The organism is Clostridium sp. CM041, assembly GCF_055081035.1.
The window spans coordinates 1,539,812-1,551,704 of the sequence record NZ_CM143648.1 but is presented as its reverse complement, the minus strand read 5'-3'; the positions used below and the strand labels follow the sequence as shown (position 1 = coordinate 1,551,704).

Annotated in this window: 12 protein-coding genes; 11 read left to right on the top strand and 1 reads right to left on the bottom strand. The window is 30.8% G+C overall.

All coding sequences use genetic code 11. The features are described 5' to 3' along the window. The first annotated feature begins 25 nt into the window (after window positions 1-25). From eutM to ACWJJT_RS07245, 8 genes are all read left to right on the top strand, one after another. A complete protein-coding gene (gene eutM, locus ACWJJT_RS07280) occupies window positions 26-322 on the top strand; it encodes an ethanolamine utilization microcompartment protein EutM (protein ID WP_165411577.1) in 297 nt (98 codons plus the stop codon). An 85-nt stretch (window positions 323-407) separates the two neighbouring features. Continuing rightward, on the top strand, window positions 408-1,163 hold the full coding sequence (locus ACWJJT_RS07275; protein WP_462956535.1) for a cobalamin adenosyltransferase: 756 nt from the start codon (window positions 408-410) through the stop codon (window positions 1,161-1,163). A gap of 13 nt (window positions 1,164-1,176) precedes the next feature. Further along, a complete protein-coding gene (eutD, locus tag ACWJJT_RS07270; protein ID WP_462956534.1) occupies window positions 1,177-1,803 on the top strand; it encodes an ethanolamine utilization phosphate acetyltransferase EutD in 627 nt (208 codons plus the stop codon). A gap of 97 nt (window positions 1,804-1,900) precedes the next feature. Beyond that, entirely contained in the window at window positions 1,901-2,665 is a 765-nt protein-coding gene (locus ACWJJT_RS07265) for a hypothetical protein (RefSeq protein WP_462956533.1), read from the top strand. Window positions 2,666-2,709: 44 nt separating this feature from the next. Beyond that, window positions 2,710-2,988, top strand: coding sequence for a EutN/CcmL family microcompartment protein (locus ACWJJT_RS07260; protein WP_462956532.1), 279 nt, complete (start codon window positions 2,710-2,712; stop codon window positions 2,986-2,988). Between the two features lie 42 nt (window positions 2,989-3,030). Then, complete coding sequence (locus tag ACWJJT_RS07255) at window positions 3,031-3,573, top strand: BMC domain-containing protein (RefSeq protein ID WP_462956531.1); 543 nt, start codon at window positions 3,031-3,033, stop codon at window positions 3,571-3,573. A gap of 73 nt (window positions 3,574-3,646) precedes the next feature. Then, entirely contained in the window at window positions 3,647-4,744 is a 1,098-nt protein-coding gene (gene eutH / locus ACWJJT_RS07250) for an ethanolamine utilization protein EutH (protein ID WP_462956530.1), read from the top strand. A gap of 36 nt (window positions 4,745-4,780) precedes the next feature. Further along, window positions 4,781-5,233, top strand: coding sequence for a cupin domain-containing protein (locus ACWJJT_RS07245; RefSeq protein ID WP_462956529.1), 453 nt, complete (start codon window positions 4,781-4,783; stop codon window positions 5,231-5,233). A 76-nt stretch (window positions 5,234-5,309) separates the two neighbouring features. On the opposite strand, the gene ACWJJT_RS07240 is transcribed toward ACWJJT_RS07245, so the two are convergent. Then, entirely contained in the window at window positions 5,310-7,634 is a 2,325-nt protein-coding gene (locus ACWJJT_RS07240) for a helix-turn-helix domain-containing protein (protein WP_462956528.1), read from the bottom strand. 719 nt (window positions 7,635-8,353) lie between these two features. Here ACWJJT_RS07240 and ACWJJT_RS07235 point away from each other — a divergent pair. From ACWJJT_RS07235 to ACWJJT_RS07225, 3 genes are read left to right on the top strand one after another with little or no spacing between them, the layout of a single operon-like run. Then, entirely contained in the window at window positions 8,354-9,328 is a 975-nt protein-coding gene (locus ACWJJT_RS07235) for a sugar ABC transporter substrate-binding protein (protein ID WP_462956527.1), read from the top strand. Window positions 9,329-9,362: 34 nt separating this feature from the next. After that, window positions 9,363-10,856 carry a sugar ABC transporter ATP-binding protein gene (locus ACWJJT_RS07230; protein ID WP_462956526.1) on the top strand — a complete coding sequence of 498 codons (1,494 nt, stop codon included), beginning with the start codon at window positions 9,363-9,365 and terminating at the stop codon, window positions 10,854-10,856. A 2-nt stretch (window positions 10,857-10,858) separates the two neighbouring features. Next, window positions 10,859-11,875 carry an ABC transporter permease gene (locus ACWJJT_RS07225; protein WP_462956525.1) on the top strand — a complete coding sequence of 339 codons (1,017 nt, stop codon included), beginning with the start codon at window positions 10,859-10,861 and terminating at the stop codon, window positions 11,873-11,875. The last annotated feature ends 18 nt before the right edge of the window (window positions 11,876-11,893 follow it).

Here is an 11,893-nt window from a genome sequence, read left to right as displayed (position 1 = left end):
AAAAAAATTTTAGGAGGAATATAAAATGGCAAGTACAAACGCATTAGGAATGGTTGAAACAAGAGGACTCGTAGGTGCAATAGAAGCTGCAGATGCTATGGTTAAAGCTGCAAATGTTACATTAGTAGGAAAAGAGCAAATTGGTGCAGGACTCGTAACTGTAATGGTTAGAGGAGATGTTGGAGCTGTTAAAGCAGCTACAGATGCTGGAGCTGCTGCTGCAGAACGAGTAGGAGAATTAGTTTCTGTTCATGTAATTCCAAGACCACATGCTGAAGTAGATGCAATACTACCAAAAGTAAAAGAAGTAATAGAAGAATAATATTTAAAAACATACTATCCCCACAATTCAAAAGGTTGTGGGGTAGTATGCTTATATACAATCTTCTTAAGGGGATGTGAGTTATATGAGTTTGTTAACTGAAAGTGAACTAAGAAAACAACTTAAAAATACAGATATTAAAGAATACGAAGTAGTAAAGGGTGTTATTATTACCCCCTCTGCGAAACAGTATCTACAAGATAAAAACATTAAACTAATAATTGTTGATACATTGAGTGCTAAGAAGCAAGGTAATTCCAAAACTGAAAAGGAAGATGAAGGAAAAATTTTTCCGAAATATATTTGCCTCAAGGGTGGTTATGTAGAGGAAAAACCAGAGCATATGACACAGTTATATGGAAATAAATTAGTACCTAAAGATCATAGGAAAATAGAGTTTAGAGGAAGACTTGATAGTCTTCAATCTAAAATCTTGGAAGTTCAAGTAATAGCTTCAAAACTTCAAAATGAAGGAGTAGCAAAAGACTTAGAGGAGATTCTATCTTTTGTACGTAACATATTAAGGGCGGAAGTATTAGAAGAAAATCTCCCAGAATTCTCTATTTTAGGAATGAGTGAGAATGACCTGAGGGAAATGTCACATAATCCTAAAAAATATTTTAATATGGATCATTTTATGCCTAATTATAAAATGGGTGAAATAGTTGTTGGACTTAATTCCATAAGAAGTAATATAAGAGAAGTTGAAATATGTGGTTTCAAGGCATTTAAAGACATTGACGCAGAGATAACAAGAAACGATATTATAAGATATTTAAATAGATTAAGCAGCTGTTTATATATAATGATGTTTAAGTTTTTGTCAGGAAAATATAAATAGAGGAGGCACATCAGTGACCGGTATAGACATTGAATACATTATAGAAGAAGTCATAAAAAGAGTAAATGAAAAATTTAAAATTACAGTAGAAGCTTCAGGAAAACATGTTCACCTTTCAAGAGAAAGTATTGATATATTATTTGGTAAGGGTTATAAATTAACAGAGGCAAAGAAATTATCACAACCAGGTCAATATAGCTGCAACGAAAGAGTTAGCCTAACTGGGCCTAAAGGAACAGTTAAAAATGTAGTTGTACTTGGACCAGAAAGAAGTGAAACACAGGTGGAAATATCTAAGAGTGATGCTGTTATTTTAGGAGTAAAAGCCCCAATTCGTGAATCAGGAAAATTACAGGGTAGTGCAGGTATAACCATAGCCACAGAAAAAGCTTCTTTAACGATTAAAGAGGGGTTAATAGTTGCAAAACGTCATATACACTTATCATCAGAAGATGCAAATTTATTTAAGGTTTGTGATAAAGACATAGTTAAAGTTGAAGTTTCTGGGGAAAGACCGCTAATCTTTGATGATGTTGTAATTAGGGTAAAGAAAGAATATAGAACCTTTATGCACATAGATTATGATGAAGCAAATGCCTGTGGATATAATAAAGGCACTACTGCAAAAATTATAAAATAGAATTGTTGTTTTATAGATAATTTTAAAAATAAGATGGTATACCTTATATGTTACGGTGTATTAAACATTATAATTTTTATATAAGGAAGTGATTTAAGTGGATATAGAAAAATTAGTAGATATGATCACTAAGGAAGTTATGAAGAGGATTCCTAGCAGTAGAAATAATACTGCAATGGATAAAGAAAAGGTATTGGTAATAAGTTCCTCTGAAGAAGAATTAACAGTGATTAAAGAGCTTGTAGAAGATAAATACGAGGTTCATATTTATGATAAAGAAGATATAAATTTGAGAAACTATGAGCATATAATAGTTACAAATTTATGTAATAAGGGATTAGCATCAATGGCGCTTGGGTTATGTAATAATGGTGTACAAGCATTTATAGTAGAAGCTCTTTTTAACGGTAAAAAGGTTTATGTATTAAAAGAGGGAATACAGTACAGAAAACATTTAAGTACGTCTAATGAAGCTTTATATAATCTATATAATCAATATGAACACAAAATCATGTCTTATGGAATTGCTTTAGTCTATCAAAAGGATTTATTAAAAAGCATGCAAACGGGCGCTAATTGCAATGATGAATCAGTGCAAAAATCCTGCTCAATAGAATCAAATATAGTAATCGATGATATGCATAATAAAACTGAATCACAAGCTAAAAAAGCGGTTTCAGAGGATACTGTGCAATCTCATCAAATAGTAGAAATAAATAATAAAAGACTGATTACAGAATCAGACCTTAGAAAATTATATATGAACGGAATAAAGGAAGTAAACCTAATTAAAAAAGCTATATTAACCCCACTTGCTCAAGATTTTATAAGAATAAAACGATTAAAGATAAATAGAGTTTAGGGTTATTCTAAAACATTTAAAAGATAAAAAGGGGGGGGCAGTTAATGATTATTGGTAAAGTTATAGGCAATGTTTGGGCTACAAGAAAAGATGAAAAATTAAATGGATTAAAGTTCTTAGTAATAGAACCATCTAAAGCTGCAGCCGGCGAGGCAAGCGGAATTTTTGTTGCCGCAGATATAGTAGGGGCTGGCATAGGGGATAGTGTGCTAGTGACTAAGGGTAGCGCTGCAAGCGCATCACTGCATATAAAGGATGTGCCTGTGGATGCTGTTATAGTAGGTATAATAGATAGTTTAGAAGTAGATGCAGAATTTCTATAATAAAGCACTTCTCGTATAAATAAATTTATTTGGAGTGAATCTATGATTAAAACTTTAGGAATGATGGAATTTAGAAGTATTGCAAAAGGAATAGAAATAGCGGATGTAGTTCTAAAATCCGCAGAGGTAGAATTAGTATTTTGTAGAACTATTTGTCCAGGGAAATTTATGATACTTATATCAGGAGAAGTAGGATCTGTTAAAGAAGCCTTAGATAAGGGGACGAATCAAAGTAAGGGTTTTTTAATAGGAAGTTTTCTACTTCCTAATGTACATAAGGATATTATACAATCATTAAAAAATAAAATAAAAGTAGTACCTAATGGAGCTATAGGAGTAGTGGAGACCACTAATGTAGTTTCTGGAATATTTATCTTAGATAAGGCGCTTAAAGCAGCAGAGGTAAGGCTTTTTAAGTTAAGTCTCGGCACTTTAATTGGTGGAAAATCTTATTTTATTATATATGGTGATATGAGTTCTGTGCAGGAAGCTGTAAAAGAAGCTTTAAGAGAAATTGATGAGAAAAAAATAGTTTCAAGTATAGTAATTCCATCACCATCTGAGGAACTAATCAGTAGCTTATAATAATAGTTAACAATGTAGATAAATTATAAAAAAATACATATGATCAAAAAATAATTTTCTGGAAGGAGAAAAAATGGGAATAAATGATATTATTATATATATAATGGTTGTTTTCATGGTTTTAGGTGCGATAGATAAGTGCATAGGAAATAAATTTGGTTTAGGAGAACAATTTGAAGAGGGATTTATGGCAATGGGTTCATTAACTATAGCTATGGTTGGTGTAGTTTGTTTAGCACCAGTACTTGCTAGTGTATTAAAACCTGTAGTAGTCCCAATTTACACTGCATTAGGAGCAGATCCATCTATGTTTGCTAGTACTTTACTTGCTTGTGATATGGGAGGATATCCTCTTGCAAAAGAACTTGCACAAACGGCACAAGCAGCAAGCTTCTCAGGCGTAATTATAGGATCTATGATGGGACCAACTATTGTATTTACTATACCAGTTGCTCTTGGAATAATTAAGAAAGAAGACCATAAATTTTTGGCAACAGGTGTACTTGCAGGGATAATAACAATTCCTATAGGAGCGCTTATAGGTGGACTTGTAGCTGGATTTGAAGTAATAATGTTACTTAAAAATCTTGTGCCAATAATAATATTTGCAGCACTTCTTGCTGTAGGATTATGGTTAATTCCTGAAAAAATGATAAAAGGCTTTACCGTTTTTGGAAAAGGTGTAGTTGTGCTTATAACAATAGGTCTTGCAGCTATAATAATAGAAACTTTAACAGGAGTAGTTGTTATACCTGGAATGGCACCACTATCCGAAGGTATTGAGATAGTAGGTTCTATTGCAATAGTACTCGCAGGAGCCTTCCCAATGGTTTATGTTATAACAAAAGTATTTAAAAAACCTCTAATGAAGCTTGGTTCATTACTAGGTATGAATGATATTTCAGCAGCAGGTATGGTGGCAAGTCTTGCAAATAGTATACCAATGTTTGGAATGATGAAAGACATGGATGAACGGGGTAAGATAATAAACGTTGCATTTGCAGTTAGTGCAGCTTTTGTATTTGGAGATCATTTAGGTTTTGTTGCTGGAGTAGAAAAAGGAATGATATTCCCTATGATAGTTGCAAAATTAGTCGGTGGAGTTGCAGCGGTTGCGTTAGCTTGTTTTATACTTTCGAAAAATAAAAAAGATAAGTCTGTTCAAGCATAATAGCATTATAAGATAATAATGAATGGAGGAATTAAAATGGAAAATATAGATTCAAAATTAATTGAAGACATGGTTAGAAAAATCATAGCAGAAAGTTTATCAAAGGAAAAATGTGAATTTGAAAAGCACGTAGATCCTAGTGGTATAATGTCAATAAAATTAAACACTGTAAAAATGAATAAGTTTGATACCGGCAAAGAAGGAGATGACGTTCTTTTAACTGATGTTGTAACATTAGAAGAAAGTCCGAGACTTGGATGCGGTCTTATGGAAATGAAAGAAACGTGCTTTGATTGGACATTAAAATATGATGAAATAGATTATGTTATAGAGGGAACTTTAGAAGTAAATATTGATGGAAGAAAAGTTGTAGCCAATAAAGGGGAAATGATTTTAATTCCTAAAAACTCAAAAATTCAATTCAGTGTTCCAAATTATGCAAAATTTATGTTTGTGACATATCCTGCTAATTGGGCCGATATAAAGTAGATATTTTTTAAAATGTGAATACTTAGAACAAGATAAAAGCCTCATACTATTAATTTAGTATGAGGCTTTTATCTTATTAGGTATTGTTTCTCGATTCAGTTGGGGAAACACCATAATATTTTTTGAAGGAAGTATAAAAGTAGTTAGTATTTACAAAACCAACTTTTTCAGAAATATCATTAACAGTAAGATGTGTGTTTTCAAGTAAATATTTTGCTTTTTCAAATCTATACTGATTAATATAATTAGATAGAGATTGATTTCGAATTTCTTTAAAGATTGTTCGGAGGTAATTGGGAGAAATATTTACATAGTCTGCTAGATATTCAGGAGAAAGAATTGAATTATCATAATTCAATTCGATATAAGATATAATTTTATTAACTAATTTGTCTTTTTTATGATCTTTGGTTTTTTGAAGTTGTAGTAAAGTCAGATTATAAGAAGACATTAGCCAATCGTGTATTTCATTGATACTTTCAAATTTCTGAAGATTCTCTCTGATAAAGTCAAAATTAATAAGAAGGTTCTCTGCACTAATCTTTTTTAAATTATTCAATAATTTGTTCGAATTCATTGCTAGTTGCATAATATACATTAACATATCTAAATAACGATAATTTAAAAGTTCTTCAAGTATATTTGTCAATTGTACCTCAACATCATCAATTTTGCCGGATTTTATAGCGTTAAAAAGTAATTTTTCTTTCTCTTCAGGATATTTATAGTTTTCTCTTATAGCTGGTGCAACTTTATCATAGTACAATATAGAATTAGATCCGTATTTAATTTTATAGTTTGTATATTCATAAGCCCATTTATATGACTTGGGTAATTCAGAGAGAGTATTTGCAAAGCTGCCTATACCAGCACTGACGGAAAAATGTAAGGAATTAAAAATGATATCTTGTATTTGTTTAATCAATTCAATAATGGAGGTTAGTGCTTGGGATGAAGGTTCATCTCCTATATTTAAAATAATTGAAATGTGATCTGTTTCCATATCTACTGCTTCGCAGTTATATTTAGTACTAGTTACCTCAATAGAAATATTTGTTAAAGCATATTGAAACAATTCTAGGTCTTCCTTTGAATAAGTAGAACTATATTTTTTGTAGGAATCAATTCTAAGTACAAAGATCATAATATTTTTAGGATCTAAGTGTATATTTAAGTCTATTAATTTTTTTTCAATTACGTTTATATTATTTAAAGAATTTAGAAGTAGATCTTTTAAAATTTTTTGCTTAATAAAGATACTATCCTCAATGGATAAGTTTTTTAAAGATAGAGAAGTATTCAATATCTTAGTTATAGCAGAGGATAAATAATCTAACTCATTTTTGTTTTTTTCTATAACATCATCTGAATATAGATTTTTCTTTACATTTTTAATAATTCTATCTATGGGGGAATATATTTTTCTGGAAATAAAATAAGAAACTGAGATCCCAACAATAAAAATAACGATAAACAGGATTAGTAATAAATTAAGCATTTTGTTCATACTTTCAAGCAATGTTTTATAAGGGGTAATGCTAATAAATTCCAAATTTATTTTTTTCGATCCCAAAAAGTTAACAATGCAAGAGGTTCCATTCAGCTTTTCTATAAAATGACCTTGGGTGTCTTTTGAATTCAATATCCGTTTAACGTAATTTAAATTATAAATGTCTCTATTAAAATCGTTTGTTTTTGAATTAAGTACAATTAAGCCTTTGTTATTAATAGCAAATAAGTCGTTATTTACAGTAGAGATATCCTTAAAGTAATTGCCAATTTCATTTGCGCTTAAATTCAAGATGATTGCCCCCTCTGGGAGCCCATTATCTTTGAGTTTGTTACTTGCAAGTACAATTGTAAGCACATCTGTCGTGGTGGATTCATTTGGAAGTTTTATTGTCCTGGGAATAAATTCAGAAGTAAGTGAACAGTTTGATTTCCTTAAAATTGATACAATGTCTTGATCATAAAAACTATCTGAAGAAGAATTTATTCCAGCTGAAGAATAAAACATTTTTAAGGTATTATTGTAAACGTAAATTGATTGAGTTAAGGGTATAACGGAAGAAGCTTGACCTAGTTTCAAAATCCCCACAGATTGGTTAGTGGGGATTTTGCTTGAACTATACATCAAGTTATAAATATTATCATCAATATACAATTGATGAACAAAAGAGTTGGCCCAATTTAAAGTGTTTTGGGTGTAATAATTTGCTTGTTTTAATAATTTATCATAGACATTGTTAGATTGTTCAAGAATTTGATTCCGATAACCTTGATAAAGAGCGAAGGTTGTAATAATTAATATCATAAAGCTAAGCAAAATATAAGATAAAAGTAGTTTTGTAAAAGTACTTTTTAAATTTATAAAATTTCTTTTTGGTAAATGAAGTTTCATGGAAGGTCGGCCCCCTTCATAAAGTATATTACAGTAGCTATATGCTAAATTTCAGTTGAAAAGAGGCATATATCATTTAATATATGAGAGTTGACTATATTTATAAAATAAGTGAATGAACCACTAAATATTATAAATATAGATTCAAATTTTGCAAACAAAATACGACTTAACCTATTGTAAACCTAAAAGGTTTTCAGCATTTTAATAAGGTGAATTCCACAAAATCATATAATGTAAAAACATACAAATATAAAAAATATCATATTTGAGATTAATTACTAATGTAATTAATATATCACAAAACAATCAAAATGAAAACGATTTTATACGATCTATAGTAACTTGTGTTGGTTAAAATTAAATGTATAAAATCAAATATTTACAACAAAAGGATATATTAAAAATCATATAGAAACATTAAATTAAGAAGATTCAGTGAATTTAGTGAATATTCAAATAGATTGTTAATATTCAAAGTACATAAATTGAGTAAAATCAATGAGTTATTTAATTTTTAAAGTTTAGAATTTTCTGAAAATGATGTAAACTAAATTCAATGAAATAGGATACATATAATATTTTAATGTATTCGGTTTTTACTTAAAAATAAAGTATCAGTGTAAACTATTTTGCTGAAAATTCATTCTTATATTGAGGAAGGTGGGAAGAAATCTTGTGAATGAGGAAATGAACTAAAATTAAGGGGGATTGTAAAATTGGGGAAGCAAGGTAAAGTTTTAGGGATTTTAGTTATAGCTACAATGGTGGTATCAATTTTAGGTGGATGTGGAAGTTCTAAATCTTCAGATCCAGCAGCACCAAAAAAAGTTAAAGTAGCAGTAGTTTTAAAAGCGATAAACAGTGATTACTGGAAACAAGTAAAAGCTGGTGCAGTAGATGCAGGTAAATCATTAAATGTAGAAGTACAAGTTGTTGGCCCAAATGCAGAAACAGATATAGCTGGGCAGACTTCAATGATGGAAGATCAAATAGTAAAAGGTGTATCTGCTTTAGTTGTAGCACCATCACAACCAAGTGCAGCTTTATCAACTTTTGATAAGGCTGATGCAGATAAAATTCCAGTTATATTAATAGATACAGATGCAAAATGGGATAAAAAGAAATCATTTGTTGGAACTGGAAATGAAGCAGGTGGTAAGGTTGGAGGAGAGTATATAGCAAATAGTCTTAAAGCTTCAGATGATATTGTTATGATCAGAGGCGCTCTTGGTGATGCGACTCATGATGAACGTATCAAAGGTGCAACAGATGCTATAATAGCTGGCGGATTTAAGGTTTCAGCAGTTCAACCAGCAGATAGTGATAGAAATAAAGCAATGTCAGTTATGGAAAACTTATTACAAACTCATCCAAATGTAAAAGCTGTATTCTGTTCAAATGATGAAATGGCATTAGGAGCAGTTAGAGCACTTAAAGCTGCTAATAAGACAAATGTTATTGTTGTAGGATTTGATGGTTCACCAGATGCATTAAATTCCATTATTGCAAAAGAACTTACGGCATCTGTCGCTCAAAGTGCATATAACATAGGAAAAACAGGAGTAGAGGCAGGAGTTAAAGTAGCAAAGGGAGAAAAAATTGATGCTAGAATTGATACAGGTACAAATTTAATAACAAAAGACAATGCTCAAAATGCAAAAAATGATTTAGAAAAAATATTAGCTCAATAAAAATTTATTTTTGAAAAAGAGAGGTGACTAAATAATGGCCCAACCATTTATAGAGCTAAAAGGAGTATCAAAAATATTTCCTGGGGTAATAGCAATTGATAATATTGATATAGATGTTTATCCTGGTGAAATCCTTGGATTAGTTGGAGAAAATGGTGCTGGTAAGTCTACATTAATAAAATTACTTACTGGTGCACATAGAAATGATTTAGGAAAGATTTTAGTTGAAGGAAAAGAGGTTCATATTCAGGATCCAAAAGAAGCAATGAGGTTAGGAATAACAGCTATATATCAAGAGCTAAATGTCGTAAGAGAATTAAGTGTAGCTGGAAATGTTTATTTAGGTAGAGAACTTAAAAATAAAGGGATACCTTTAATTAATATAAAAGAGATGATAAGAAAATCGGGAGAGTTATTAATGGAACTCGGTCAAAAAATTAATCCAAAGATTGCTATATCCAAATTAGGTATGGGCCAACAACAAATGGTAGAAATAGCAAAAGCACTTTCTGTACAAACAAAACTTTTAATAATGGATGAACCTACATCTAGTTTGAGTTCAAAAGAAGTAAAAGAATTGTTAAGGACTATAAAAGAACTAAAACAAAAGGGTATTTCAATTATATTTATATCTCATAGATTAGATGAAATTATGGAAGTGTGCGATAGAGTAACTGTAATGAGAGATGGCAGAAAAGTAACAACGCTTCCAATTGAGGAAGTAACTTTGGAGAAACTTATTCGTTTAATGGTAGGAAGAGATTTAGAAAATCAGTTTCCTAAAGTTGAATCCAAAATAGGTGAAGAAGCTCTAAGAATTGAAAATTATACTAGTAACAATGTTTTTAACAATGTTAGTTTTAAAGTTAATAAAGGAGAAATATTAGGTTTGTCAGGGCTTGTAGGTGCAGGAAGAACAGAAGTTGCAAGAGCAATTTTTGGAGTTGATATGAAAAATAAAGGTATAACATATATAAATGGAAAACAGGTAAATATAAAATCACCTAAAGATGCTATGGCACATGGACTTGCATTTTTAACTGAGGATAGAAAAGAACAAGGCTTAGTACTTGACAATACTGTGGCTTTTAATATGAATTTAGCATCATTAAATAGATGTAAATCAGGAATGCTCCTTGACATTAAGAAGTTAAAAGAAATAACAATGGAAAATATTAAAAAATTAGATATAAATCCACCTGTAGATACTTTTACAGTAAGAAAACTTAGTGGAGGAAATCAACAGAAAGTTGTTATAGGGAAGTGGCTTAATACACATGCAAATATATTTATATTTGATGAACCAACAAGAGGAATAGATGTTGGAGCAAAAGTAGAAGTTTACAATGTTATGAATGAACTTGTATTAAATGGAGCAGCAGTAATTATGATTTCTTCAGAACTTCCAGAAATACTAGGAATGAGTGATCGCATCATTGTTATGCATGAAGGTAAAGTAACTGGTGAGTTTAGCATGAATGATGCAAATCAAGAAAATATTATGAAAGCAGCGGCGGGAGGTTTATAAAAATGGGTGAAGTAAATTTAAACAGTGAAAAGTCCAAAAGATTCGCAGTAGGTAAAAAAAACAAGTTGAAAGAAACAGCGGAAAAATTTGGCCCTCTTTTAGGATTAATATTACTTTGTTTGGCTCTTTCAGTTTTGTCACCAGACTTTATAAAGGTGAAGAATATAATGAATATAGCAAACCAATCTTCAATTAATTGTTTAGTTTCAATGGGAATGCTTCTGGTAATATTAACTGCCGGAATAGATCTTTCAGTAGGTTCTATATTGGCGTTATCAACTTGCCTTATGGGAATGTCAATTGTTAATTGGAATATGAATCCTTTTTTAGGTGTATTAATATGTTTGGCTACAGGAACGTTTTTAGGATTAATGAACGGCGTGTTACTTACTAAATTAAGGTTACCACATCCGTTTATCTCTACGTTAGCAATGAAAAATGTTGCAAGAGGTTTAGCACTTATTATTACTTTAGCATCACCAATTTCAGGATTTCCTAAATCCATACAATATATAGGCGCGGGGTCAATAGGACCTATTCCAATCAGCTTTATATTAGTTATATTTGTTTGTTTAGGTTTCTATATATTCTTAAATAGGACAGCGCAAGGAAGGCATATATATGCACTCGGAGGAAATAAAGAGGCAGCAAAATTATCTGGTGTAAATGTAGATAAAACTTTAATTCTAGTTTATACACTATGTGGATTAATGGCTGCACTTGCAGGGGTTGTAATGGTAGGTAGAGTAAATTCAGCTTCTCCACTTGGGGGATTAGACTTTGATTTGGATGCTATTGCAGCATGCATTATAGGCGGAACTTCATTTATGGGAGGCGTTGGTACTGTAGGTGGAACTTTGATCGGAGCAATGATTATGGCAGTTTTGAGAAATGGATTAAATCTTTTAGGGGTTTCACCTGATATACAAATTGTTGCTATAGGGTTAGTTATTATTGGAGCAGTGTACGTTGATGTTATAAGAAATTCAGCTGCAAAAAAAGTTAAAGTAGTAGTATAAAAGTTGTAGGGTCATCTT